General features: G+C 57.6%; 25 protein-coding genes. 12 read left to right on the top strand and 13 right to left on the bottom strand.

Annotated features, from left to right (window positions below):
* Nucleotides 1-15 precede the first annotated feature (15 nt).
* The 5 genes from purF to GA830_RS11505 all read left to right on the top strand — a co-directional run bounded on the left by purF (nt 16) and on the right by GA830_RS11505 (nt 7,283).
* Nucleotides 16-1,485: an amidophosphoribosyltransferase gene (purF, locus tag GA830_RS11525; protein ID WP_195161998.1), complete on the top strand. Its 1,470-nt coding sequence runs from the start codon at nt 16-18 to the stop codon at nt 1,483-1,485.
* 42 nt (nt 1,486-1,527) lie between these two features.
* A complete protein-coding gene (locus GA830_RS11520; RefSeq protein WP_195161997.1) occupies nt 1,528-2,310 on the top strand; it encodes an SDR family NAD(P)-dependent oxidoreductase in 783 nt (260 codons plus the stop codon).
* 77 nt (nt 2,311-2,387) lie between these two features.
* Entirely contained in the window at nt 2,388-4,157 is a 1,770-nt protein-coding gene (locus GA830_RS11515; protein ID WP_195161996.1) for an SLC13 family permease, read from the top strand.
* Between the two features lie 101 nt (nt 4,158-4,258).
* On the top strand, nt 4,259-4,891 hold the full coding sequence (locus GA830_RS11510) for a hypothetical protein (RefSeq protein WP_195161995.1): 633 nt from the start codon (nt 4,259-4,261) through the stop codon (nt 4,889-4,891).
* A 163-nt stretch (nt 4,892-5,054) separates the two neighbouring features.
* Nucleotides 5,055-7,283: an AMP-binding protein gene (locus tag GA830_RS11505; RefSeq protein WP_258045415.1), complete on the top strand. Its 2,229-nt coding sequence runs from the start codon at nt 5,055-5,057 to the stop codon at nt 7,281-7,283.
* Here the strand turns inward: GA830_RS11505 and pssA are convergent.
* Together pssA and GA830_RS11495 are read right to left on the bottom strand one after the other, a co-directional pair.
* A complete protein-coding gene (gene pssA / locus GA830_RS11500) occupies nt 7,280-8,107 on the bottom strand; it encodes a CDP-diacylglycerol--serine O-phosphatidyltransferase (RefSeq protein ID WP_195161994.1) in 828 nt (275 codons plus the stop codon). The genes GA830_RS11505 and pssA overlap by 4 nt on opposite strands.
* 7 nt (nt 8,108-8,114) lie before the next feature.
* Nucleotides 8,115-8,813 (bottom strand): phosphatidylserine decarboxylase, encoded by a 699-nt coding sequence (locus tag GA830_RS11495; protein ID WP_195161993.1) that lies wholly within the window; start codon nt 8,811-8,813, stop codon nt 8,115-8,117.
* Nucleotides 8,814-8,981: 168 nt separating this feature from the next.
* Between GA830_RS11495 and GA830_RS11490 the strand changes: the two genes are divergently transcribed.
* Nucleotides 8,982-9,845: an SMP-30/gluconolactonase/LRE family protein gene (locus tag GA830_RS11490; RefSeq protein WP_195161992.1), complete on the top strand. Its 864-nt coding sequence runs from the start codon at nt 8,982-8,984 to the stop codon at nt 9,843-9,845.
* Nucleotides 9,846-9,861: 16 nt separating this feature from the next.
* Here GA830_RS11490 and GA830_RS11485 read toward each other — a convergent pair whose 3' ends face one another.
* Genes GA830_RS11485 through GA830_RS11475 form a run of 3 tightly spaced genes read right to left on the bottom strand, consistent with a single transcriptional unit; the run spans nt 9,862 to nt 13,600 of the window.
* Complete coding sequence (locus GA830_RS11485; RefSeq protein ID WP_195161991.1) at nt 9,862-11,745, bottom strand: ABCB family ABC transporter ATP-binding protein/permease; 1,884 nt, start codon at nt 11,743-11,745, stop codon at nt 9,862-9,864.
* 22 nt (nt 11,746-11,767) lie between these two features.
* The gene (locus GA830_RS11480) at nt 11,768-12,097 is read right to left on the bottom strand and encodes an ArsR/SmtB family transcription factor (protein ID WP_258045414.1); all 330 of its coding nucleotides are present in this window, start codon (nt 12,095-12,097) and stop codon (nt 11,768-11,770) included.
* Between the two features lie 45 nt (nt 12,098-12,142).
* On the bottom strand, nt 12,143-13,600 hold the full coding sequence (locus GA830_RS11475; RefSeq protein WP_308460442.1) for an Ig-like domain-containing protein: 1,458 nt from the start codon (nt 13,598-13,600) through the stop codon (nt 12,143-12,145).
* 112 nt (nt 13,601-13,712) lie between these two features.
* On the opposite strand from GA830_RS11475, the gene GA830_RS11470 reads away from it, so the two are divergent.
* Nucleotides 13,713-14,321 (top strand): TIGR00730 family Rossman fold protein, encoded by a 609-nt coding sequence (locus GA830_RS11470; protein ID WP_195161988.1) that lies wholly within the window; start codon nt 13,713-13,715, stop codon nt 14,319-14,321.
* 3 nt (nt 14,322-14,324) lie between these two features.
* Here GA830_RS11470 and GA830_RS11465 read toward each other — a convergent pair whose 3' ends face one another.
* The 6 genes from GA830_RS11465 to cysS form a co-directional block, all read right to left on the bottom strand.
* Complete coding sequence (locus GA830_RS11465; RefSeq protein WP_195164914.1) at nt 14,325-15,017, bottom strand: glutathione S-transferase family protein; 693 nt, start codon at nt 15,015-15,017, stop codon at nt 14,325-14,327.
* Between the two features lie 14 nt (nt 15,018-15,031).
* Entirely contained in the window at nt 15,032-15,970 is a 939-nt protein-coding gene (gene rarD / locus GA830_RS11460; RefSeq protein ID WP_195164913.1) for an EamA family transporter RarD, read from the bottom strand.
* Nucleotides 15,971-16,054: 84 nt separating this feature from the next.
* Nucleotides 16,055-17,668 (bottom strand): citramalate synthase, encoded by a 1,614-nt coding sequence (gene cimA, locus GA830_RS11455; protein WP_195161987.1) that lies wholly within the window; start codon nt 17,666-17,668, stop codon nt 16,055-16,057.
* A complete protein-coding gene (pip, locus tag GA830_RS11450) occupies nt 17,665-18,636 on the bottom strand; it encodes a prolyl aminopeptidase (RefSeq protein WP_195161986.1) in 972 nt (323 codons plus the stop codon). The genes cimA and pip overlap by 4 nt, the downstream gene beginning before the upstream one ends.
* Nucleotides 18,629-19,126, bottom strand: a complete 498-nt coding sequence (locus GA830_RS11445) for a GFA family protein (protein ID WP_195161985.1) — start codon at nt 19,124-19,126, stop codon at nt 18,629-18,631. Before GA830_RS11445 ends, pip begins: the two co-directional genes overlap by 8 nt.
* 15 nt (nt 19,127-19,141) lie before the next feature.
* Complete coding sequence (cysS, locus tag GA830_RS11440; RefSeq protein WP_195161984.1) at nt 19,142-20,578, bottom strand: cysteine--tRNA ligase; 1,437 nt, start codon at nt 20,576-20,578, stop codon at nt 19,142-19,144.
* Nucleotides 20,579-20,880: 302 nt separating this feature from the next.
* Between cysS and GA830_RS11435 the strand changes: the two genes are divergently transcribed.
* The gene (locus tag GA830_RS11435) at nt 20,881-21,021 is read left to right on the top strand and encodes a hypothetical protein (RefSeq protein WP_195165038.1); all 141 of its coding nucleotides are present in this window, start codon (nt 20,881-20,883) and stop codon (nt 21,019-21,021) included.
* A gap of 2 nt (nt 21,022-21,023) precedes the next feature.
* Here the strand turns inward: GA830_RS11435 and GA830_RS11430 are convergent, their stop codons facing one another.
* Nucleotides 21,024-21,632 (bottom strand): LysE/ArgO family amino acid transporter, encoded by a 609-nt coding sequence (locus tag GA830_RS11430; RefSeq protein ID WP_195164912.1) that lies wholly within the window; start codon nt 21,630-21,632, stop codon nt 21,024-21,026.
* Nucleotides 21,633-21,700: 68 nt separating this feature from the next.
* Nucleotides 21,701-22,450, bottom strand: a complete 750-nt coding sequence (locus tag GA830_RS11425; protein WP_195161983.1) for an SOS response-associated peptidase — start codon at nt 22,448-22,450, stop codon at nt 21,701-21,703.
* Between the two features lie 103 nt (nt 22,451-22,553).
* On the opposite strand from GA830_RS11425, the gene GA830_RS11420 reads away from it, so the two are divergent.
* The 4 genes from GA830_RS11420 to GA830_RS11405 all read left to right on the top strand — a co-directional run bounded on the left by GA830_RS11420 (nt 22,554) and on the right by GA830_RS11405 (nt 24,746).
* Nucleotides 22,554-22,967: an NUDIX hydrolase gene (locus GA830_RS11420; RefSeq protein WP_258045413.1), complete on the top strand. Its 414-nt coding sequence runs from the start codon at nt 22,554-22,556 to the stop codon at nt 22,965-22,967.
* Between the two features lie 73 nt (nt 22,968-23,040).
* Nucleotides 23,041-23,418: a TIGR02301 family protein gene (locus GA830_RS11415; protein ID WP_195161981.1), complete on the top strand. Its 378-nt coding sequence runs from the start codon at nt 23,041-23,043 to the stop codon at nt 23,416-23,418.
* A 148-nt stretch (nt 23,419-23,566) separates the two neighbouring features.
* Complete coding sequence (locus GA830_RS11410) at nt 23,567-23,824, top strand: hypothetical protein (protein ID WP_195161980.1); 258 nt, start codon at nt 23,567-23,569, stop codon at nt 23,822-23,824.
* Nucleotides 23,825-24,023: 199 nt separating this feature from the next.
* Complete coding sequence (locus GA830_RS11405) at nt 24,024-24,746, top strand: alanine and proline-rich secreted protein Apa (RefSeq protein WP_258045672.1); 723 nt, start codon at nt 24,024-24,026, stop codon at nt 24,744-24,746.
* Nucleotides 24,747-24,748 lie beyond the last annotated feature (2 nt).

The following is a 24,748-nucleotide window of genomic DNA, read 5'->3' as shown; positions in this document are numbered from 1 at the left end:
GAGACCGTGGCCCCAATGGTTGACGCAGAAAACACTCTCTCCGCAGAGGCCGACGATCATTTTCATGACGAATGCGGGGTGTTTGGCATCTTCGGGCGCCAAGATGCCGCGGCGATCGTTACGCTCGGACTACATGCCCTGCAGCACCGCGGCCAGGAAGCCGCGGGCATCGTTTGCTACGATGGCACACAGTTTCACGTCGAGCGCCATGTCGGGCTGATTGGTGATACCTTCACCCGCCAGTCGGTGATTGACCGGCTTACAGGCACGAGGGCCATTGGTCATACGCGCTATGCCACGACCGGTGGCGCAGGCCTGCGCAACGTGCAGCCGTTTTTCGCGGAGCTTTCAACTGGCGGGCTGGCGATTGCGCACAATGGCAACATCACCAATGCCATGACTGTGCAGCGGACGTTGCAGCAGAAGGGCTCGATTTTCTCCTCGACCTCCGACACAGAAACCATTCTGCACCTCGTGGCGACCAGCAAGGAACGCGATCTTAATGCGCGATTCATTGATGCGATCCGCCAATTGGAAGGTGCATTCTCTCTTGTGGCTCTCTCATCGAAAAAGATGATCGGCGTTCGCGACCCGCTCGGCATTCGCCCGCTGGTGCTGGGAGATCTGGACGGCGCATGGATTCTGGCATCTGAAACCTGTGCGCTGGACATTATCGGCGCGCGCTTTGTGCGAGATATCAAGCCGGGCGAAATGGTGGTGATTACCACCAAGGGCATCGAGAGCCATTTTCCGTTCGAACCGCAAAAGACACGCTTTTGCGTGTTTGAATATGTTTACTTCGCCCGTCCCGACTCGTCGGTTGAGGGCCGCAACGTCTACGATGTTCGCAAGCGCATCGGCTCTGAGCTCGCGATAGAAAGCCCGGTCGACGCCGATATTGTCGTGCCGGTGCCAGATTCCGGCACACCGGCCGCAATCGGGTTTTCACAGGAAGCTGGAATCCCGTTCGAGCTTGGGATCATCCGCAACCACTATGTCGGTCGCACCTTCATTTCACCGGGCGATTCGATCCGGCACATGGGCGTGAAGCTGAAGCACAACGCCAATCGCAAGATGATCGAAGGCAAGCGCGTCGTGCTTGTGGATGATTCCATCGTGCGTGGCACCACCTCGCAGAAAATCGTGCAGATGGTGCGCGAAGCCGGAGCGCGTGAAGTGCATATGCGCATTGCCTCGCCGCCCACGCGCGCCTCGTGTTTTTATGGGGTCGATACGCCAGAAAAAGCGAAGCTGCTTGCCTCTCGCATGACGATTGAGGAAATGGCCGAGTTCATCCGCGTTGATTCGCTCGGTTTTCTGTCCATCAACGGTCTCTACCGCGCCGTCGGAGAAGCCAATCGCGACAGCGAGCAGCCGCAATTTTGCGATGCCTGCTTCACCAACGAGTACCCTACCCGGCTGCTCGACCATGAGGGTGCCGACAATGTCCGCACGCTGTCGCTGCTAGCGACTGGCGGGCAATAGACTGCCTGTTATTTCTTTTCATCACTAGACGGACCCTTGCTCATGACCCCTGCCCCCGACCTCAGCAACCGCGTTGCCCTGGTCACCGGCGCCTCGCGCGGCATCGGCTACCAGATTGCAAAGCAGATGGCAGCTGCAGGCGCGCATGTCATTGCCGTCGCCCGCACAGTTGGTGGGCTGGAAGAGCTTGACGACGAGATCAAGGCTGAACACGCACGCACTGGCAAGGGCGAGGCAACGCTCGTACCGCTCGACCTGACCGATATGGCAGGCATCGACCGGTTGGGCGGCGCGATCCATGAACGTTGGAAAAAACTCGACATTCTTGTAGCCAACGCCGGTGTGCTTGGCGTGATTTCACCCATCGGTCATGTCGAGGCAAAGGTGTTCGACAAGGTGATGGCAGTCAACGTTACAGGAACCTGGCGGTTGATCCGATCAGTAGATCCATTGCTGCGGCAGTCCGATGCCGGCCGGGCTATCATACTGTCCTCCAGTGCCGCTCACTCGGGGCGTGCATTCTGGGCCCCTTATGCTGCCTCTAAGGCTGCTGTAGAGGCTCTCGCTCGCTCATGGGCCGACGAAACCAAAAGCATGGCACTCCGGGTCAACATCGCTGATCCTGGCGGTACCCGCACCGCTATGCGTGCACTTGCGTTTCCTGGTGAAGACCCAGCGACCCTGCCCGCCCCGGCTGTGACGGCGGCGAGGATCATGCAGATGGCCAGCCCGAAACTTGAACGAACGGGCCTGATCTATCAGGCGAAACCTGACTGTTGGGCTGAAGCTCAGCTGCCAATACAACTCGATGAAAGTGCGGCATAGCGGGTTCATATCCGATAGGCTGCAACCTTGCTCCTCAACCGGCGTTGTGTGCAGCATTTCAAGTGAAGGGCTGTTGAATGACGCTTAGCCAGGTTCTGTCCTTCACCATCATTGCTCTGATGATGGGCGCATTCGTCTGGGGACGGTTTCGCTACGACCTGGTGGCATGCGGGGCGCTTATTGCAGCGGCTGCCGTTGGTATCGTGCCCTATGATCAGGCATTTACCGGCTTCAGCGACGATATCGTCATCATCGTGGGCAGTGCGCTTCTGGTGAGCGCCGGCGTGGCACGCACCGGGATCATGGAACTGGCAATCCAGCGGGTGTTCCCGAATGTGAGTTCAATCCGAGCGCAGATGATTTTGCTGGTGGCGACCGTCACCATTCTGGCAGCCTTCGTGAAGAATATCGGCGCGCTCGCAATCATGATCCCCATTGCGTTTCAGTTCGCCCGCAAATCCAACACTTCGCCTTCTGTATTCCTGATGCCAATGGCGTTCGGATCATTGCTCGGCGGGTTAATGACGCAGATTGGCACTTCGCCCAATATTGTTGTGTCCCGCATTCGTGCCGAAATAGGCGGCGAGCCCTTCACCATGTTCGACTTCACCCCCGTCGGCGCGGCACTTGCGGTGGTGGGAGTTATTTTTCTGACGTTGTTCTACTGGTTGCTGCCCGTGCGCAGCAAGGCGATGGGCTCGCTCAACGAGGCGCTTGATATTCAAAATTATCTGACCGAAGCGCTGGTGACGTCTGAGTCGGCGGTGAATGGTAAGACCGTAGGGGACCTGTTGAAGCTTGGGGGTGGGGAAGTCGTGGTTACTTCAATCCTGCGCTCTCGCGTACTGCGCATAACGCCGTTTCCCGACGCGAAGCTACGCGAGGGGGACACTGTGCTGATCGAGGGTCCGCCAGAGGCGCTGGACCGTGTCGTAGCGCAGGCCAAACTCAGTGTGACGGGAGACCGCGATGACGCAGGCGACGGCGAGGCGTCCACCGCCATCGAAGCCGTCGTTGCCGAGCATTCGCAGCTTGTCGGCTGGTCAGCCCAGCAGTTGGCTCTATACGACAGATACAATGTCAATTTGCTGGCAGTGAGCCGCAAGGGCGAACGTATTCAAGAACGTCTGGGTGCCGTAACGCTTCGGCTCGGTGATATCGTGGTTTTGCAGGGAAACCCGGCGCGGTTGCCCGAGATTTTGCGCGACCTGGGCGTCTTGCCTTTGGCCGAACGCCCTATTCTGCTCGGCAGCGTACGCCGCGGGATCATTCCCGTGATCATCCTGTTTGCCGCTATGGCGGCAACAGCCGGCGGCTTGCTTCCCGTTGCCATCGCCTTCTTCACCGCTGCCGTTGCCATGGTTCTGTTCAAAGTGGTGCCTTTGCGCGAAGTCTACGGCGCCATTGACGGACCGATCCTAGTGATGCTGGCGGCGCTCATTCCCGTCAGCGACTCGCTTAGAACCAGTGGCGCCACCGACCTTATTGCGGGATGGTTGGCAGAGGTAGGAACTACATTGCCGCCAGCCGGTGCGCTGACACTGATTATGGTCGTCGCCATGGCCGTCACACCATTTCTCAACAATGCGGCGACGGTTTTGGTAGTAGCGCCAATTGCCGCTGGGTTTGCCACCGGCCTCGGCTATCGGCCGGAAGCTTTTCTGATGGCGGTTGCCATTGGAGCAGGCTGCGATTTCCTCACCCCTATCGGTCATCAGTGCAACACCTTGGTGATGGGCCCGGGTGGCTACAAGTTCAGCGACTACCCCCGGCTTGGGCTGCCCTTGTCATTTCTCGTGGTCATCGTTGCAGTGCCCATGCTGATGATGGTGTGGCCGGTGAAGTAGATGCACACGTGATCGTGATGATCAGTATCTGCCAAATTGTTTGACGTATCATTCCTGACGCCAACGTTGTCTACGATGACGTAACTCAAGGGGACCAATAGATGCGAAACCAGTTGATTGCCTCAGCACTCGCAGTGTTCACGTTGAGCGATGTTGCCGCCGCCCAAGACAAGACGATGAGCTTTTTCATCACCAGTTCCGGCCCGGGAAAAGGCGGCGATCTGGGTGGGCTGGCGGGTGCCGACGCGCATTGCCAGACGCTCGCGGAAGCGGCAGGCGTGACTACTCCCAAAATATGGCGCGCATATCTATCCACCAGTGAGATAGACGCGAAAGATCGCATCGGCACCGGCCCGTGGTTCAACGCCAAGGGGAAGAAAATTGCGGATGATGTTATCAGCCTTCACAGCGAAAAGAATGGCATTTCCAAGGAAACCGGGCTGGATGAAAAAGGCGAAGTCGTGAACGGACGTGGCGATGAGCCAAACCGCCATGACATTTTGACCGGGACCAATGCGGACGGCGCGAAATCCGCTGATCAAACCTGTGGCGACTGGACGCTCGGCAGCGAAGAGGGTGCCGCGATGGTTGGACATCACGACCGAAAGGGCCCCGACACCCTATCGACGGCAACATCTTGGAACGCTGCGCACGCCTCGCGCGGCGGGTGCAGCCCGGCAGCGTTGAAGAGTACAGGGGGCGACGGGTTGTTCTATTGCTTCGCAGCCGAGTAGACCTCAGATTCTGCTATCGCGGAATCAGTGTCGTGGCGGCAATCAACGCAGCCACGAATACGCCTTGTATGCCATATGGCGATTGACGTTCACGTGTCATCCGCTACTTTGCCGCCTGCGAACAACCAGAGATTTGGCATTTTTTTTGACTGGGAGGCGCGGCTTGATCCTTATTTTCGGGATGCTATTCGCAGCGGCAGCTGCGTTTCTGGCTGTGTCTCTAGCTTTGAAGTTCACGCTCGGACTTCCTTTTCGCCAGGCTGCGCTTTACGCACCTTTTAAGCTCGCTTGGCGGATCGACGACCGCAAGGCGAGTATTCTTCGAAACACCGACACACCTGTTATTTACGCGGTGTCGCACCGCTCGAAGATAGACCCAGCACTGATGCTTGCATTGCTGCCAGAGCAGACGCTCCACATACTTGATGATTATTCGGCCAAGGCGAGTTGGCTAGAGCCGTGGCGGGAACTGGGACGCACAATCGCATTTAACACTGAACATGTATTTGTCAGCCGGCGTCTGGTGCGGCACCTGCGCGGCAAAGGCCGGCTTGCCGTGTACCTGCCAGACGCTGCGGAACCGGGCACGAAAGAATTTCGGCTGTTTCGTGCGGTTGCACGCATAGCACTCAAGGCCGACGCACGCATCGTACCCGTGGTGGTCGGTGGGGCAAGGCATCTGCCGATGTCGCTAACACCGGCAGCGCATGCGCCGCGCCGATGGTTCCCCGAACTTCGGCTGGCGGTGCTCGATCCGATGACTGTAACCGAGATGATGGAGCGGGCCGGGCTGCAGCAGTCGACGCCGTCGAGCGCACTGTTTGACAGGGTGGCAGAAGCACGCGTGGCAGCAGCAAATCCGTCGCGCACCATATTTGAAGCTATTCGCGACGCTGCCCTGAGGTTTGGACCTGAGCGCGACATTATCGAAGATGTCGTTTACGGTAAAATGAGCTACCGTCGAATGTTGATTGCGGCGCGCATACTAGCTAGCCGTTTTTCGACAGTCGACCAGCCGGGAGAGGCCATCGGACTGCTTCTGCCCAACACCAATGCCATGGCAGCAGCGTTCCTAGGCCTGCAATCTGCCGGTCGGCTCACTGCGATGATCAACTACACATCCGGGTGTGCCAGTGTCGCTTCCTCGATCCGGTCGGCGACTATTCGGACGGTTATTTCCTCGCGTGCATTTGTCGAGAAGGCAGAAATCCAGACGTTAGTCGGCGCTGTTGAGAATGCCGGAGCCAAAATCTTATGGCTTGAGGATCTGAGAGATGAAACGTCCCTCCTGAGCAAGGCACTGGGTTTCCTGATGTGGCGCCGACCTCTCGTCGCGCGCGAGCCGACACAGGCTGCGGTGTTGCTCTTCACTTCCGGGTCTGAAGGCACGCCGAAAGGCGTGGTGCTGTCGCATCGCAATGTGCTGAGCAATGCCATGCAGGCTGAAGCGCGACTAACGCTTACGCCTGATGATTCATTGCTTAATGTTCTTCCGACGTTCCATTCTTTCGGCCTGACTGCAGGAATGGTGCTGCCGTTGTTGATCGGTGTGAGACTATTTCTCTACCCGTCGCCATTGCACTACAAACTTATCCCGGAAGTCTCAGGCAAACTGAAACCGACGATTCTTGTGGGCACGGACACGTTTCTCAACGGGTATGCGCGCACAGCCGAAGACAGCGACTTTTCCAGCTTGCGTCTTGTTGTTGCCGGGGCGGAGGCAGTGAGAGAAGAAACGCGAGGGGTCTGGCGCGAGCGGTTTGGAGCCGAGATCGTGGAAGGGTTCGGGCTCACCGAAGCCTCGCCTGTTGTAGCGGTCAACACTGCGAGCCATGGACGCGACGGCACAGTGGGAAGACTATTCCCCGGCATGCGAATGCGTCTGGAGCCTGTCGAGGGGATGGATGATTGCGGTCGGATGTTCGTTGCCGGACCGAATATCATGATGGGGTACATGACTGCCGAACAGCCGGGCGTCCTCCAGCCGCTCGTCGACGGTTGGCACGACACCGGCGATATCGTCTCGGTTGACAGAGATGGCTTCATTACCATCCGTGGGCGCGCCAAGCGCTTTGCCAAAGTAGGCGGCGAGATGGTTTCGCTTGGAGCAGTGGAAGTTTTGGTACAGGCACTCTGGCCGGAAGAGCACCACGCAGTTGTGTCAGTGCCCGACAAGCGCAAGGGAGAGCGTATCGTGTTGATTACAACCGAAATCGCTGCAGATGCCAAGGCACTCAGGGCCTATGGCAAGAAGGCGGGTATTGCCGGCCTCGCAATCCCCGACGATATCGTCACGATTGAAACAATGCCGCTGTTAGGTTCTGGCAAGACAGACTATCCGGAAGCCCAACGCATTGCGATCAACAAGCTTGGCGCCGATAGCGGACCTTAATCGGAAACGCTTGGGTCAGTCGCTACGGCTGCTTGTTGCTCTACTGAGCGCGCCCTACGGGCGTAGGCCCTGAAACTGAGCGGGAGCAGTAAAAGATAGAGGATAGCGGAAGCCGTGAGCGTTTGCCACGTGTAGGCTGACAACAAAAGTACATAGAGCACGACCCCCAAAATAAGTGGAAGCACCTGATCACGTGGGATGCGTTTGCCCGCGGTCTTACCGGAGTAGACCGGCAAGCGGCTTACCAGGAGAAGCCCTATCACCACCGTGAAAAGCGATCCGGCGAAGGCCGTTGAGACTGTTAGCGGCAGCCCTATAAACCCAAGATAGATGGGCAGCAGCACCAGTACAGCTCCTGCCGGAGCCGGCACGCCAACGAAATAATCCGCCTGCCAGGCGGGTCGGTCCGTGTCTTCGTCAAGCACGTTGAAGCGGGCGAGGCGCAGCGCTGCAGCGATCACAAAAAGAAGGGCTGCTATCCAGCCGAAGGAACCCGCGCGATCGAGTAGATAAGCGTAGAGTACCAACGCTGGCGCAACCCCGAAATTAACGATGTCGGCGAGCGAATCCATCTGCGCTCCGAATTTGGACTGGGCCTTGAGGCGGCGCGCGATGCGTCCGTCAATACCGTCGAGAAAGGCTGCAACAAGCACCATAGCAACCGCTACCTCGAACCGGTGCTCGAACGCCAATCTGATACCCGAGAGGCCGGCGCAGATGGCCAAAACTGTGATCAAATTGGGGATCAGCATGCGCAGCGGCACGTCCTGAATGCGTGGGCCTCCCCTGCCGTGCGGTTCGAATTTGTGAAAGAAACCAGCCATTATCGCGCTACGAAATTCGAACGAGAGGTGTTGCCGCTTCTCCGCCGAAATCAGCGATCACCGTTTCCCCGGCCACTGCCGTCTGGCCAACAGCCACGCGGGGTGTTGCGGCGGCAGGCAGGTACACATCGACGCGCGAACCGAATCGGATCAGGCCGATACGCTCGCCTGTGCCGATATTCGTGTTGTTTTCAACGAAGCAGAGAATGCGGCGCGCCACCAGGCCGGCGACCTGAACGACACCGACTGTACCGTTGGGACTTTCAACGACAAGGCCGTTACGCTCATTTTCCGTGCTCGCCTTGTCGAGTTCGGCGTTGAGGAATTTGCCAGGACGATGTTCGATGCGAGTGATCTTGCCACGCACAGGCGAACGGTTCACGTGACATGAAAAAACGTTCATGAACACAGAGATACGGGTCATCTCATCAGACCCGAGACCCAGTTCACGCGGCGGCAGCGCCGGGCCTACGGCCGAGACAATTCCATCGGCGGGGCTTATGACGAGGCGATCATCCACAGGCGTCACGCGTTCAGGATCGCGGAAAAAATAGGTGCACCAGGCTGTCAGTATCAGGCAGATCCAGAACAGGAATGTCGAGAATAGCCCTACAACCAGCGTCACCACTGCAAAGCCCGCAATGAAGGGCCATCCCTCCCGGTGGATCGGGACGAATGTTTTGCGGATGGTGTCAATCAAATTCATGAGCCGGAAAATACCTAATTTCAGGGTTGCGCCTATCTATCGGAAAGCCTCCTCGCCCGCAACGCAACAATACCCACGGCTAAATGCGACCCCGTTGCCGCACCTTTTTGCACGACGAATGTCGGTAGAACGCATGTGAAATCGTCCTTGGCAATTGCTGAAGGAATCATGATGGAAAAACGAGTCACCAAACCCAAGGTTTTCGCTACCGGACTTGCATTTGGAGAGTCTCCGCGATGGCACGATAATCGATTGTGGGTGGCAAATTGGGGAACGGGCGAAATTGTCACCATAAACGACGAGGGAAACACGGAGATCGTTTTTTCGATCAACGCTACACTACCTTATTCTTTCGACTGGCTTCCCGATGGTCGAATGCTGGTCGTATCAGGACGCGATGGGCTTTTGTTGCGGCAGGATCGAGACGGCAGCCTGGTCACCCATGCTAACCTCAAACACCTTTCACAGAGCCCGTGGAACGAAATCGTCGTTGACGGGCGCGGCAACATCTATGTCAATGGTGGCGGTCCCCAGCCTTCGCCAGGCGAGAATTTTGGGCCCGGCACCATTGTCCTTATCCGGCCAGACGGATCTATCACCGAAGTCGCCGACGACATTGCGTTCGCCAATGGGATGGCGGTGGCGGCCGACAAACGCACTTTGATCCTGGCCGAGTCGCATGGACAGCGATTGACTGCATTTGATATTGCCGACGACGGGACGCTGGCAAATCGCCGCGTCTGGGCATACCTGGACGGCTTCCCAGATGGAATTTGCATCGATTCCGAGGGGGCGGTTTGGTATGCGGACGTCCCTAATCAACGCTGCGTTCGCGTATGCGAAGGTGGCAAGGTGCTCGACACAATCACCGTAGACCGCGCCTGTTTCGCCTGTATGCTAGGCGGCGACGAGCGGAAGACCCTGTATATTATGGCCGCTGAATGGCGCGGCTTCGACCAGATGGTGAGCCCGGCCAGAACCGGACAGGTCCTTACATATCACGCGCCCGCAGCGGGAGTAGGATGGCCCTAAACCATGATGCATCCGCCTACTGAAACTCGGTGGGACGACGGCGAACCACCACGCCCATCTCATCCTTTTCACGTGCGATGCGCAGGCGTTCCTCGGCTTCCGTAGCCTCGCGCTGACGATCCCACATGGAGGCATAAAGCCCCTTCTTGCCGAGTAGCAGTGTATGTGTTCCGCGCTCGGCAATTTTCCCGTCTTTAAGAACGATAATTTCGTCGGCGCTAATCACTGTCGACAGCCGATGGGCGATTACGAGGGTGGTGCGGCCCTGGCTCACCAGATCCAACGCGGCCTGGATCTCTTGTTCGGTGTGGGTATCGAGCGCCGATGTTGCTTCATCTAGCACGAGGATCGGCGGCGCCTTAAGGATGGTACGGGCAATCGCCACGCGTTGCTTTTCTCCGCCAGATAGTTTCAGCCCGCGTTCGCCGACCATCGACTGGTAACCACCGGGAAGGCGTTCGATGAAGCCCGAAATTTGCGCAAGCTCGGCTGCCTTGTAAACGTCGGTATCGCTCGCATCGGGGCGACCGTAGCGGATGTTGTAGGCGATCGTGTCGTTGAACAGAACAGTGTCCTGCGGAACCATACCAATGGTCGCGCGCAGGCTGTTCATGGTGACATCACGGATATCCTGACCATCAATAAGGATCGCGCCTTTCTGGACATCGTAGAAACGAAACAGCAACCGGGAGATCGTGGATTTTCCCGCACCTGATGGACCGACGATCGCAACAGTTTTGCCAGCCGGCACCACAAAACTGATCCCCTTCAGGATTTCCCTTTCCGGATCATAAGCAAATTGGACGTCGCGAAACTCGACGGCACCGGAGGCCACTTTGAGTGGCTGGGCATCGGGACTTTCGGTGACTTCCTGCGGCATATCGAGCAAATCGAACATGTTTTCGATATCAGTGAGTCCTTGGCGGATTTCGCGGTACACGGAGCCAATGAAGTTCAGAGGAATGGCAAGCTGAATCAACATTGCATTGATAAAAACGAAATCGCCTATCGTCTGCGTGCCAGCCATCACTTCGCGCGCCGACATCACCATGGCGACCCCCATGCCGAGGCCGAAGATGGCTGCCTGGCCAAAGTTCAACCATCCTAGCGATGTCCAGGTCCGGGTCGCCGCTTGCTCATAACGACCCATGGACCGATCAAACCGCGTAGCTTCCATCGTTTCGTTGTTAAAATATTTGACCGTCTCGTAATTGAGCAGCGAGTCTACGGCTTTGGTGTTCGCGTCAGTGTCGGAATCATTCATGTCGCGGCGAATGGCAATGCGCCAATCGCTCGCTCGTACTGTGAACCAGGTATAAAGCCCCACCGTCAGCACCATGACCAGCAGATAACGCCAGCCGTAAGCAAGGGCGAAAACCGTCGCGGAAAGTATGAACTCGAGAACGGTTGGCAGCGAATTCAGGATGGTGAAGCGCACAATCGTTTCAATACCTTTGGTTCCACGCTCTATGATGCGCGACAGGCCGCCGGTCCTGCGCTCGAGATGAAAGCGCAAGGACAGATTGTGCATATGGACGAACGTTTTGTAGGCAAGCTGGCGCACCGCATGCTGGCCAACGCTTGCAAACAGCGCATCTCGCAACTGGTTCAACCCGGCCTGGACGATTCGCACACCAGTATAGGCCAACACCAACATAACCGGACCAAGCAACAAAACCGGCAGCTCGGACTGGCCCTCACCGCTTAACGCGTCGGTTGCCCACTTGAAAAAAAACGGAACGCCGACCAGGATGAGTTTCGCGATCACCAGGAAAAAACTTGCCCAGACTACGCGCAATTTGAGGTCGCGCCGTCCGGAAGGCCACATATACGGCCAGAGATTTGCAAGTGTCCGGAACGTTGCTCCAGATTCGGCAGATACGGATTTTTTGTAGGCCACTAGGTCAATGCTTTCAATTTTTTCAGCAGCTTTCGGAGGCGCAGCACGTATTTAAAAGGCCTGTGAACGCGCTCGACATGCCGGCTAGCGCATCGCGATCAACCTCATAACGCGAGCGCTGCTTTTCTGGAGAAAAGCGAATGAGTCCCGCCTCAACCAGGATCTTCAAGTGCTGTGAGACTGTCGATTGGGCAAGGTCAAGTTGTCCGACAACATCTTTGCAGCAGCAACACCCTGAACGGGAGACATAGCGAAGGATTTCGATACGGGCAGGGTGTGCCAGCGCCGCAAGTTTTGCCGAAAGCGCCAGGGTGTCCATGGCGAGCATCGGGCGTTCAACGTTTTCCAACATGCTCATCGTTCATCGTCGATAGACGATGAACCTATTGAATGCAAGTCAAAGCGGTGACTTGGTCTCGTCCGCTGGCGGGCTTTCAATTTCCGACATGTCTGCTGCCTCGCCTTCGGGCGTGTTCGTCGGCAGATTGAATATCTGGCCTGGCCAAATGCGGTCAGGATCAGATATCTGGCTTTGATTGGCTAGATATATCGTCGAAAAACGCACGCCGCGACCATAAACGCGTCGCGAAATCTGCCACAACGTGTCGCCACGGCGGATGATTACAGACCCGTCGACGCTTTCCAGCTTAGGCGAGACTGGTGCGGCTGCGGCAAGCTGTTCAGGTGTGGCTGCTGCAAGCTGTTCAGGCGCGCTATCGCTGAGCGCCTCAGCAGCTGGCGGCGTAACCACTTGCACGGAGGGCGCGGGCTGATCCACCGCTACTGGAACTGGCGCGACGGCTGCAATTGCTTCGCCGGCTTCACGCGAGAAAGGAACCGCCGCTCGCGCCGCAACCTTCACCCCGTCACGCTCCAGAGCATCAGCGCGAACGATGTAGTCACCGACAGGCAAGTCACGCTCGGCCTCAATCAGGAAGCGGCCATTGGGCGAACTGATTGCGTCACCTAACAAGATATCGTTCGCGTAGACCCGCACGCGTCGGCCCGGATCTGCAGCACCCGCAACGAATATCTTTCTGCCTTCAATCTCGACAGCATCGACCGAAACTGCCGCAATCGCGGATGCCGGAGCCGAGCCTACCGGGGGCGCCACAGGTTCTACCGGCCTGGCCGTTGCCAGTGGAGCGGTAGGCTGCGCAGTGGCGATTACTTCAGGCGCAGGTTCAGCGGCAACAGATGGCTCTTGTGCTTTGGCTACCAGCGCTTTTTCGGGTTTTGGCTCTATAGCCGCAGGAGGCGGAGCGATATCGGACGGGGCAACGGGTTCGGGCACGGTGATCAGCTTGCTCGCTTCACCCGGGCTCTCAACAAGCGCCAGAACCTGTCCATCTTTGGTGTCGGGAATGGAAACGACCGCGGTTTCAGACGAAGTCGCCACCAGACCCTCGGCGCCTGTTGCGCGCAACACCAACTGGTGACTGCCCGGTTTCAACGGCTCTTCTACAACGATAGCAAAATCGCCGTCGGGGCCAGCCGTGGTTTTTCCTAGCGTCTGGGCGCCCCCGACGATTTCGATGGTCGCGCCGGCTGCTGCCTTGCCGGCGACCACAATTGAGCCATCTGGTTCAGCGCGGACAATATCGAATGCGGGAGCAACAACAGCGCTTTTCTCAGCTTGATCTTCGACAGCGGGAACAGCCGCCTCCTGCTGGGGTATTCGGCCGGCGGTGCCTTCGGTCGCCGCCGCCGGCGCGCTTTCGGACTGGACGCTTGCAATTGGACTGATCGGCTGAGGCGTCAGATATCGGTCAAGAGCGCCAGAATAATACGCAATGGCGGCAGCACCTATTGCTCCACCAGCGGTCAACAAAAATGCCTTGAACGGGTTTATCACCACTTTATTCCTGCCCCTGAGCCGCTCGTTCATGTAACTTGTTTTAGCATGCCCTACAATAAAAAGCCGGCTTAAGCTTGACGTTCTTCCAAAGTGACGGTCAATCAGAACGATGAAAGCGATTCAATCCATCTGCGTGTATTGCGGCTCCTCTCCAGGCAACGGCGATAGCTACATGCAAGCAGGTCGCGATCTCGGGCGTGCAATTTCCAGTTCGGGCATCAATCTGATCTATGGCGGAGGCATCAGGGGCGTCATGGGTGCTGTGGCCAGTGGCGCGCGCGAGGCCGGCGGAAAAGTGACTGGCATCATTCCACGCTTTTTGATGGACAAGGAAGCCACCCAAAGTGCGCTGCGAGACCTCGATGAGCTGATCATCACAGACAACATGCACCAGCGCAAGCATCTTATGTTTGAAAAATCAGACGCCTTTGTGGCGTTGCCGGGTGGCTTGGGCACGGTCGAAGAAATTGTCGAGATCATGACCTGGGCACAGCTCGGCCATCATCTCAAGCCGATGGTATTTTGCAACATTGGGGGCTTTTGGAACCCCATGCTAACGCTGCTGGATCATATGGCCCGGGAAGGTTTTATCCATACTGCGCACCGGGTAAAGCCGATCGTGGCAGATAGCGGTGAAGAAGCCGTGCGGTCGATTTTGGACGCGGCGGCCGGCTTGCGTGCGAACGACGGCAAGGCAGCGATCATAGAACAAATGTGATCTTCAACCGGCGACGCCACCGCGATAATCTGCGGTAATCTTTCCCGCCGCCGTTGCTTCAGCTTCATGACCGGCCTCGCGCCAAGGCTCCGCCAGAGCCGCGTCGTACCAGGCGCGCATCGCGGGGAGAGATCTTATGCGTTCGCAATAGGCGTTGGCCGAGTTTCCAAGATCAAGCGCGAACGATAGCGCGCGAAAGGTTACCGGCGCATAGAAAGCGTCTACCGCTGTAAAGTTTTCCCCGCCCAGAAATGGTCCACCAAAACGCCTAAGGCCCTCGTCCCATAGATCTGAAACGCGCGCGAGATCGCGTTGCAGATCTGCGGGAATGGCAGACAATGTCACCCTGACACCACAGGACATCGGGCAAGCATTGCGGAGCGTTGTGAAGCTCGAATGCATCTCCGCCGACGCAGAACGGGCGAAGGCCCGTGCAATCGGATCGGACGGCCAGACGCCTTCGTGCCTCTCGGCGAGATATTCCACGATTGCCAACGAGTCCCAAACACGGTTCGACCCGTCAGTCAGGCACGGGACCCGACCGGATGGGGAGAAGGGTTTGTAAGTCTCATAAGAGTACCCTCCGGGAAAGGGTATTAGCCTTTCCTCGAATGGAATGCCCAATTCCCGCATCAGCACCCAAGGGCGCAGCGACCACGACGAATAGTTCTTGTTAGCAATCAAAAGCTCATACATCGGAGAGGCCTTCATCAGGGCAGTGTTTGCGTAACTTGAGCGACCGTCTTCGGATGGCGTTCGCGAGATGCGAAAATCGACCAGGTATAGATCGCCAGCGCGACCCAGATCATGCCAAACGCAATGGCGTGTACTGTGTCAAACGGCTCTCCAAAGACAAACACCGCAATCAGAAACACCATCGTCGGCGCCATATATTGCATGAGGCCTATTGTGGAGAGTTTCAGCAGCTTGGCGCCAAAACCGTAGAGCAGCAACGGCAAGGCAGTTGCCGGGCCGCAGCCGAGAAGCAACCAGATGTTTTCCGGACTCGATGCCACAAAATGCGCGCCGCCGGTGATTTGCAGCCAAATGAGATACAAAAGCGCTGGCAAACAAAGGATCAGAACCTCGAGGAAGAACCCTTGGCTCGGGCCAATCGGCAAGGTTTTTCGGAAGAAGCCGTAAAGCGTGAAGGATACCGCCAGAACGAGAGAGACCCAAGGCAACCCGCCACCGGCCACAGTCAGAAGCAAAACGGCGCAGGCTGCTAACGCGACCGCGACCATCTGCATGCGGGTAAAACGCTCGCCGAGAAAGACAGCACCCATGACTACGCTCATGAGCGGATTGATGTAGTAGCCGAGTGAGGTTTCGACCGCGCGGTCTGCAGCGATCGCCCAGACATAGACGCCCCAGTTCACGGTGATCAGGCAGGCGGTGACTGCTGCCATAGCGAGCGTTCGCGGCGAACATAGTGCAGCACGCACATCAGCAGTACGGCCAAGAAGATACAATACAATCCCTGCCAACGGCACAGACCAGATGATGCGGTGGGCGACCACCTCCACTGCGGGAATGTGTCCGACAAGCTTCAGATAAAGAGGCAGTATGCCCCAGAAAAAATAGGCAGAAAAGGCGAAAATAAAGCCCCTCATGCCAGCAGAGTCAGGAGCAGAGGCATTTGATGTCATGGTCACCGCTATGCTCCCAGTCAGAACCGGGGACTATTTCCATTTATTGATCGAATCTTTCACACCGTTGATGAATGGCTGCCGCTATTCCGCTGCCACGAGCCCTGCCATGTCACGGTTCTTCATCAGCTTGTAGACGATCGAATCCATCAGCGCCTGGAACGAGGCGTCGATGATATTGTCGGAAACACCGACCGTCCACCAGCGCGCGCCTGTCGCATCATGAGATTCTATCAGAACGCGGGTGATCGCCCCGGTGCCACCATTGAGGATGCGTACCTTATAATCCGCCAGTTCCAAATCTTCGATCTCGGCCTGGTACTTACCGAGATCCTTGCGCAGCGCGATATCGAGCGCGTTGACCGGGCCATGGCCCTCGGCCACCGACATCTTCTCCTCACCCTCGACCAGCACTTTGACGATCGCCTCCGACACCGTTTTCAGCTTGCCAACGGCATCGATGCGCCGCTCGATTATGCAGCGGAACGAGGTGACTTCGAAGAATTCTGGGACTGTATGCAGCATTTTTCGCGCCAGAAGCTCGAAACTGGCATCGGCGCCCTCATAAGCATAGCCTTCGGCCTCGCGTTCCTTAACAACAGATATCAGTGCATCGAGTTTACCATCTACCTTCGGAACGTCGATGCCGCGGCGCTTCAGCTCGGCTACGAAATTGGCTTTCCCGCCCTGGTCCGACACCATGACGCGGCGACGGTTTCCTACGGTTTCGGGTGGAACATGCTCATAGGTTTCCGGTTCCTTGGCGATCGCTGACGCATGGATGCCCGCTTTCGTGGCGAAGGCTGACGAGCCGACATAAGGCGCCTGAAGCTCCGGCGCCCGGTTCAGGAGTTCGTCGAAGCCGCGCGAGAGCCGGGATATTCCCGCCAAAGCCTCGGCAGAGACTCCGGTTTCAAATTTTTCGGTGAAGGCTGGCTTTAAAGCCAGTGTCGGGATGATCGAAATCAGATTGGCGTTGCCGCAGCGCTCGCCAATGCCGTTCAATGTGCCCTGAATCTGGCGTACTCCAGCCTGCACGGCGGCCAGCGAGTTGGCGACCGCCTGACCTGTGTCGTCATGGGCGTGGATGCCGAGGTATTCACCCGGAATACCGGCGGAGATCACGGCATCTACGATGGTTCGGATTTCGGATGGCTGGGTGCCACCATTGGTGTCGCAGAGCACCACCCAGCGCGCTCCGGCGTCGAAAGCAGTTTTGGCGCATGCCAGCGCGTAATCCGGATTTGCCTTATAGCCATCGAAGAAATGCTCGCAGTCAACCAGAGCTTCCTTGCCGGCTGCAATCGCGGTCTCGACAGAAGTCCGGATTGATTCCAGATTTTCCTCATTGGTGCAGCCCAGCGCTACCCGGACATGATAATCCCAGCTTTTGGCGACAAAGCAGATGGTGGTTCCCGCTGCTTGCACCAACGCGGCCAAGCCGGGATCGTTGGAGGCAGAGACGCCTGCCCGTTTGGTCATGCCAAAGGCGGTGAATTTCGCCCGCTCCGTGCGGCACTTGTCGAAAAACGCCGTATCAGTCGGGTTGGCACCGGGATAGCCGCCTTCGACATAGTCGAGGCCAAACGCATCCAGCATTTTGGCGATGGCGATCTTGTCCTCGAGCGAAAAGTCGACGCCTGGCGTCTGCTGGCCGTCGCGCAACGTGGTGTCGAAAAGGTAGATGCGCTGTTTCATTGGCCTGCCACCGGATCTCGTGTCGCGAACTTGTCTGTGGCCCGGATCAACTGGTCGAGAATGCCGGGCTCGGTCATGGAATGGCCTGCCCCCTCGATCAGATGGAATTCGGCCTGTGGCCATGCCTTGTGCAAGGCCCATGCATACTTGGCGGGGCACGGCATGTCGTAGCGGCCATGAACGATGACACCGGGTATATCAGCGAGCTTATGCGCGTCGCGGATAAGCTGATTTTCCTCCAGCCAGCCGGCATGAACGAAATAATGGTTTTCGATGCGGGCGAAGGCCAGCGCAAAATTGTCCTCATGGAATTTATCGCTGGTTTCAGGCTCAGGAAGAAGCGTGATGGTCTCGCCTTCCCAGATGCTCCATGCGCGCGCGGCTTCGATCTGCGCGGCACGGTCTTCGCCAACCAACCGCTTGCGGTAGGCCGCCATCATGTCGCCGCGCTCGGCTTCGGGTATTGGGGCCAGAAAGCGCTCCCACTTGTCGGGGAACATTTCGGAGACGCCGAACTGGTAATACCATTCAAGCTCAGGTCGTGTGAGCGTATAGATGCCGCGCACCACCAGTTCGCTGACCCTCTCGGGATGCGTCTCGGCATAGGCGAGTGACAGCGTGGAACCCCAGGAGCCGCCAAAGACCAACCATTTGTCGACGCCCATCAGGTTGCGCAGGCGTTCCATGTCATCGACCAGGTGCCAGGTGGTGTTGGCATCCAAGCTGGCATGCGGCGTAGATCTGCCGCAGCCACGCTGGTCGAACAGAAGCACGTCGTAGAGGGATGGATCAAACACGCGCCGCATCTTCGCGCTGACACCGCCGCCCGGCCCGCCATGCACGAACACCGCCGGCTTGGCGCCGCGCGTGCCGACGCGCTCCCAGTAGATCGTATGGCCATCGCCGACATCCAGCATGCCAGTCTCGAACGGCTCGATTTCGGGGTAAAGGGTGCGCAGGTCAGTCATGGGTGAGGTCTTTCACAGGCCAGTTTTCGGTATCGTGGTCGGGATGCTGATAGGAGGCAAGTCCAGCCAGAAACAGCGCGTCTGAAATGTCGTCCATCGTTTCATGGGCGGGCAAGGCTGACAAATGGTCCACAAAGGGCAGCTTGTGTTCGGCGCCCCATTGGACCGTAGGTACCAATGTCGATGGGTCATCAAAGGCAGCAATAGTCAGCGCAATGCCATCAGGCGCCTCATAGGTGAGTGGCGTGCCGCAATCGCCGCAGAAGCCTCGGCTGGCGGCATTGGACGAGCGGAATTTTTTCGGGCTGCCGCGCGTCCAATCAATCTTTGCACCCCGCGCCGAAACCAGCGGCAGGAAAAAATTCCCCGACGCCTTCTGGCACATGCGGCAATGGCAGATCGACGCATCGCCGAGCGCCCCTTCGACACGAAAACGCACAGCGCCGCACTGGCATCCACCGGAATAAACAGGACGATTATCAAGACTCATGGCACGCTATCCCCTTCACCGTTTCACTTCCCAAGTGGTAATGCGTTCGCCGGTTTGAGGGTCCTTGCCGTCTTTCAGTTGGATATTCTGCGCAAGGAGCTGATCGCGGATCCTGTCGGCTTCAGGCCAGTTTTTACCGGCGATCACCTGGAGACGTCGATTTATCAGATCTCGCACAGCATCCTCGTCCACCTTGGCGGACGAGGTATCAAAGCCCAACAGCACGAGCGCAGCCTTCAAGCGGGCTCCCGCTTCGCCATCCCGAGCCGCATCTGAAGCAAGTTGTGACAGCGCGTGGAAGGCGGTGGACGTGGCGAGATCATCGCGAAGCGCCTGCATGACGACGTGCGGAATTTCGACGATTCCTTCTGGCGCGAGGTCCACGGCCCGCTTCCACTTTCTTAGCGTGTTTTCCGCTTCCTCCAGCCGCGCCACCGAAAAGTCTATTGGTTCGCGATAATGGGTCATCAGCATGGCCAGCCGGAGCACTTCACCGGGCCATTTGCGGCCACCGAATTTCTCCGTCTCCATCAATTCGTGGATTGTGAAGAAGTTGCCGTCGCTCTTCGACATCTTCTTGCCTTCCACCTGCAAGAACCCGTTGTGCATCCACACATGGGCCATCGTTTCGGTGCCATGGGCGCAGCGGGACTGGGCGATCTCGTTTTCATGGTGGGGAAAGATCAGGTCCAAGCCGCCGCCATGAATGTCGAATGTCTCACCCAAATAGGCGGCGGACATGGCTGAGCACTCAATGTGCCAGCCCGGACGGCCCCTGCCCCATGGGCTTTCCCACCCGGGCTCCTCGGCCGAAGATTTTTTCCAGAGGACGAAATCTCCCGGGTTCTTTTTATGAGCGTCGACGGCAATGCGCGCGCCGGCCTGTTGTTCATCCAGAGGACGCTTCGATAATTGACCATAGTCCGCCATCGAGGCTGTATCGAACAGAACTTCGCCTGCAGCCTCATAGGCATGGCCGCGCTTGATGAGAGATTGAATCAGGCTCACCATGTCAGCCTTGCCGTCGGCACGGGGGGACACAAAATCGGTCGCGCGCGGCTCGTAGGTCGGCGCCAGGCAGCCCAAGGCAGCGACATCCTTGTGGAACTGGCTGGCCGTTTTCTCGGTCACGCGGCGGATCGCTTCGTTGAGCGAAACCGTTCCCGCAGCGATGTCAGCCCCAAAATCGCGCAGAGCGCGAGCGTTGATCTTGTCATCCACGTCGGTGATGTTGCGCACATAGGTGACATGATCTTCGCCATAGACATGACGCAGCAAGCGAAACAGCACGTCGAAAACGATGACTGGCCGTGCATTGCCGATATGGGCAAAGTCATAGACCGTAGGCCCACACACATACATGCGAACATTGCTCGCATTGATCGGCACGAAGGCATCGGTGGTGCGCGTCAGCGTGTTGTAGAGCTTCAGCCCTGTTGAACCGTCAGACATAGTTTTCCCCTGGCCTGCTGGCCTGGGCGTTTTTTGCTGTCTTTTGAGAAGGCGAAAACGTCCGGACCAGCGCTGGCGCTAGCCAATAATGCAAATTCCGCAGATCGCGAAGAGCGTTTTCATGAGCGCTTTATCGCCTTGCGGCTTTCGAACGTCAAGCCCGCAAGGCGACGGCGCTAGCGGCGATTCAGATTTTATTAAATATGTTGGAAAGCTTTGGGAAAGGCCACTCAATTACCAGAGTGAAGTCAAGATTTGGGCGGAATTGGCGACCAGTCTGAGATCACACCAAACTGGGGCAAATGATGACCACCACCAAGACCGCACAGCCGAAAGCACCTGTGAAAACCGATCTGGCGCAGCAATACCGGGCGATTGGACCGGCGGTACTCGTCGCCGCATTGATCTGCGCGCGCACGCAGCAGGCCAAGAAGGCGGCCTGACCTCAGACCAGCCGGACAACCAGGCTGATGGCTAGCGCAGCCATGACCATGCCGATCAAAATATCGAGCACGCGCCAAGCGCTGGGCCTGGCGAACACTGGCTGGAGAAGCCGTGCGCCATAGCCCAGACTGAAAAACCAGACGAATGACGCAGTCATGGCGCCGACGGCATATGCCAAACGCCCCGTTCCTTCAAACGATGCGGATAACCCGCCCAGGAGGACCACCGTGTCGAGATAGACATGGGGGTTCAGGAATGTGAACGCCAAGCACGCGCCAATCGCTGCCGTGAGGCTTGTGTCACCGTGTCTCGCCGCGACCAAAGCATCTGGGTTCATGGCCCGCCGAAAGGCGATTGCGGCGTAGGCGAAGAGGAACAGCGCGCCGCCGAGCGTGACTGCAAAGATCAGATTGGGTGCGGCCGCAAACAACGTGCCCAGGCCTGCGACGCCGACCGCAATCAGGAGCGCATCGGAGAGCGCGCAAATCAGGGACAGCACAAAGACATGCTCGCGAAGCAAGCCCTGGCGCAGAATGAACGCATTTTGAGCGCCTATCGCCAGAATCAGCGATCCGCCGAGAAGAAATCCGGATAGGGCTGCGGAGAAAATGTCGGGTGTCATCTCATTCTTGTTGTCCGCCGACCTTCACTTCGCAATAGGCCAAGCCATAACAATAGCTAAAAGAGTTGCAACTGATCGGGCGCCGCGGGCGGTCCGTCTTTATCATGCGTTACCTTTTCCTGAATTTCAGGCCCCGCATTGGCTACTTTGTTGACCAGAGATGAGACGGGAATTGCCTCGAAGAAGCCAGACTCAGCCGGCTGCACAAGATCAGCAACATCGCGCGGTTCCTGCGTGCGGCAGTCGAGCCAGCGAGAAAAATGTTCTGGCGCGATGATTACCGGCATCCGGTGGTGGATTGCAGCGAATTCCGGGTTTGCGGCCGTCGTGAGGATTGCACCAGTATCGATCTCCGAGCCGCCCGGCTCGCTGTAGGTCTCCATTAATCCGGCGAAGGCAATCAGTCCTCCGTTTTTCGGGCGCACCCAATAAGCTTGCGATTTCTTCGGGTCGCCGGCCTGACGTTTCCATTCGTAGAATCCTGATGCCGGTATCAGTCCGCGACGGTGTCGCATCGCAGCCCTGAAGGAGGCCTTTTCGGCTGCTGTTTCTGAACGCGCGTTAAAAAGCGGCGGCAGGACGCGCACGTCTCTGGTCCAAGACGGGATTAAACCCCAGCGTACCAACAGCCCCTGACGATCCGGCAAATTGGAGCCCGGCGCCCGTGGCGGACCAGCAAGCGCCATCAATACGGGCTGGGTCGGCGCAATGTTATAGCGCGGCGGAAAGGCTCCGGTCTCAGCAATGCCGAGAAAGGTTGCCACTATTTCCGAAGGCGTCATAGTGAGTGCAAAGCGCCCGCACATCTCTTGTCCCATTCGCTGATTGGCCAGCCGCTTGCGTGACGGCCTAACATTTTGTCCAATGTGGTCTCTCCACCTCGCCGGCTCAACCGCTTTCAGGCAAGACATGTTGAAAAACCCCTCGCCTGCCGTCTCTATCGCAATGATTCGCGGCACCCGCATCCTGTTGGTGCGGCGGGCGCGCGCGCCTTCCCTTGGCCTCTATGCGTTTCCGGGCGGAAGGGTTGAGGCCGGAGAAACATCGGAACATGCGGCACGGCGGGAACTGATGGAAGAAACAGGTCTGGTTGCCGGTGAACTCGAGCTTCATCGCGAGTTTCACGTCGAGCATGAAGCGGGTGGCGCACCGATAGATTTCACCCTGCGTGTTTTCTCGACAACTTGGCAGGGCGATGAGCCAGTGGCCGACGACGATGCATCGGAAGCTGGTTGGTTTACACTGGACCAAATGGAGACCATGCCGGTCATCGCCTCAGTGATGGAGGTGGCATACGATCTGTTGAGCAGTCAGACGTCTTAACCCTGACAGAAGGTGCCTGTAGTTGCCACGACAGATGCCTTGCGGCAGACAAAATCTTTCGCCACAAGGACTTATGATCCTTGGAAACCTCATCAGAATAGCATGTCTCGCCAGTCTGCTCGTTGCCGGCGGCCCTGTCGCGCGTGCCAGCGAGGCGCCGTTCGAGGGCCAGCTTATGCGGCTGGCGGAAATTCTGGGATCTCTGCATTATCTGCGCAATCTGTGCGGCGAGACCGGGAAACAATGGCGCACGGAAATGGAACGGCTGCTTGAAGTGGAAAAGCCGGAAAGCGAGCGGCGGGCAAAGTTTGTCGCAAACTTCAACCATGGGTACCGCTCGTTTGAGCAATTCTATGCCTCCTGCACCGCATCGGCTAGCGAGGCGATCAGCCGCTACATGAAGGAAGGCGAGGAACTCAGCCGTGAAATAGTCGGGCGCTACGGCAACTAACTGCGTTAAGGGGCTGTTAACTTTCCAATCAAAGGCTAAAATACAGTTTGGGGCAGTCGTGCTAGAAGCCTTAATGGCGCGTTAAACGGCACGACTCAAGTTGATCCAAATTTGAATGGATCGGTGCTTGAAAGGGTGAAGATTGAGTATGGAACATACCGCAGGCGACATCGACGCTCTCGTACGGGAAGAAAAGCGGCTGACCGCTATTGAGAGCCACAATGAGGCGTGGGCCGAGGGGCTATCTGCCGGCATTGAGCCCGAGATCATCGCTGAGGCGGCACTGGCCACTGCGTTTGCGGAACTTCTGCGCAACACCGGCGAAACTACCACTCTTGCGCTGCTCGACCGCATTCGCGATCAGGTTATTGCCGGAGATTTCGACGAAGATCGCAGCTTTCACTAGGTCATCACCACATTTTTTTGCGAATCGTGCCGCCTCCCCAGCGGCAAGTGATCGTCTGACGCATCCCCTTCGCACCAATTGCGTGTATGATCCCACTTGGTGAATCGCGGACTCCGTTCCGCGTTGAGAGAAGTGGGACATGATTCTTAGACTGATTAGAAAATCGTTCAGCGGGCGGAACACGAGTTCCGGTCGTTTCATGCTTGCCAGTGCCGCACTTGGTGCTTGTTTGGTTGCGATGCCTGCGTATGCGCTGAGTGAGATCAAGCCCAATGAGGCGCCGGCTCCAAAGGCCGATGAAGAGATTGAAAAACAGCCTTTGCCACCAATCAACGCTGTTCCCTTGCCGGACCCTATCCAATCGGCGCCACCTGCTGACCAGGCTGAGCCGGATGATGAAGCCGAGCCTCAAAAGGGCCATTCGGCGCGGCCCGCCGTTGACCCCGATTCGCCACTGCCGGAGATTATCTACGACATTGAGAAACTGCCGGAGCCGGTCAGGCGGATGCGCCAGCTTATGGTCGATGCGGCGCAAGCTGGCAATATTGAAAAAATCCGGCCCTTGATCAGCCTTGGAGACGATGCCACTCAGTTGTCACTCGGCGAGATCGAAGGGGATCCCATCGATTTTCTGCGTGAATTGTCTGGCGACAAGGAAGGCCAGGAAATCCTGGCAATCCTCGAAGAAGTGTTGAGCGCCGGATATGTGCATCTCGATGAAGGCAAGCCGACCGAGCTCTACGTTTGGCCCTATTTCTTCGCGATCCCGCTCGAAAAGCTCGACGCGCGCCAGAAGGTCGAACTGTTCAAGATCGTTACAGCAGGAGATTACGAGGATATGAAGACATACGGCGCCTACATTTTCTACCGCGTCGGCATCAACGTGGAAGGAAAATGGTCGTTTTTTGTCGCTGGAGATTGAGC

The sequence above is a fragment of the Mesorhizobium sp. NBSH29 genome (assembly GCF_015500055.1).
Lineage (GTDB): Bacteria > Pseudomonadota > Alphaproteobacteria > Rhizobiales > Rhizobiaceae > Neomesorhizobium.
The sequence above is the reverse complement of the archived record's forward strand: the minus strand, read 5'-3'. Positions and strand labels throughout refer to the sequence as shown.

Coding starts and splice junctions, on each gene's coding strand:
- purF (WP_195161998.1), top strand. CDS start 16: ATGGTTGACGCAGAAAACACTCTCTCCGCAGAGGCCGACGATCATTTT.
- GA830_RS11510 (WP_195161995.1), top strand. CDS start 4,259: ATGCGAAACCAGTTGATTGCCTCAGCACTCGCAGTGTTCACGTTGAGC.
- GA830_RS11410 (WP_195161980.1), top strand. CDS start 23,567: ATGGAACATACCGCAGGCGACATCGACGCTCTCGTACGGGAAGAAAAG.
- GA830_RS11465 (WP_195164914.1), bottom strand. CDS start 15,017: ATGTATGAGCTTTTGATTGCTAACAAGAACTATTCGTCGTGGTCGCTG.
- GA830_RS11415 (WP_195161981.1), top strand. CDS start 23,041: ATGATCCTTGGAAACCTCATCAGAATAGCATGTCTCGCCAGTCTGCTC.
- pssA (WP_195161994.1), bottom strand. CDS start 8,107: ATGGCTGGTTTCTTTCACAAATTCGAACCGCACGGCAGGGGAGGCCCA.
- GA830_RS11520 (WP_195161997.1), top strand. CDS start 1,528: ATGACCCCTGCCCCCGACCTCAGCAACCGCGTTGCCCTGGTCACCGGC.
- rarD (WP_195164913.1), bottom strand. CDS start 15,970: ATGACATCAAATGCCTCTGCTCCTGACTCTGCTGGCATGAGGGGCTTT.
- GA830_RS11495 (WP_195161993.1), bottom strand. CDS start 8,813: ATGAATTTGATTGACACCATCCGCAAAACATTCGTCCCGATCCACCGG.
- GA830_RS11405 (WP_258045672.1), top strand. CDS start 24,024: ATGCTTGCCAGTGCCGCACTTGGTGCTTGTTTGGTTGCGATGCCTGCG.
- cysS (WP_195161984.1), bottom strand. CDS start 20,578: ATGTCTGACGGTTCAACAGGGCTGAAGCTCTACAACACGCTGACGCGC.
- GA830_RS11445 (WP_195161985.1), bottom strand. CDS start 19,126: ATGAGTCTTGATAATCGTCCTGTTTATTCCGGTGGATGCCAGTGCGGC.
- GA830_RS11515 (WP_195161996.1), top strand. CDS start 2,388: ATGACGCTTAGCCAGGTTCTGTCCTTCACCATCATTGCTCTGATGATG.
- GA830_RS11435 (WP_195165038.1), top strand. CDS start 20,881: ATGATGACCACCACCAAGACCGCACAGCCGAAAGCACCTGTGAAAACC.
- cimA (WP_195161987.1), bottom strand. CDS start 17,668: ATGAAACAGCGCATCTACCTTTTCGACACCACGTTGCGCGACGGCCAG.
- pip (WP_195161986.1), bottom strand. CDS start 18,636: ATGACTGACCTGCGCACCCTTTACCCCGAAATCGAGCCGTTCGAGACT.
- GA830_RS11470 (WP_195161988.1), top strand. CDS start 13,713: ATGAAAGCGATTCAATCCATCTGCGTGTATTGCGGCTCCTCTCCAGGC.
- GA830_RS11425 (WP_195161983.1), bottom strand. CDS start 22,450: ATGTGCGGGCGCTTTGCACTCACTATGACGCCTTCGGAAATAGTGGCA.
- GA830_RS11490 (WP_195161992.1), top strand. CDS start 8,982: ATGATGGAAAAACGAGTCACCAAACCCAAGGTTTTCGCTACCGGACTT.
- GA830_RS11480 (WP_258045414.1), bottom strand. CDS start 12,097: ATGTTGGAAAACGTTGAACGCCCGATGCTCGCCATGGACACCCTGGCG.
- GA830_RS11420 (WP_258045413.1), top strand. CDS start 22,554: ATGTTGAAAAACCCCTCGCCTGCCGTCTCTATCGCAATGATTCGCGGC.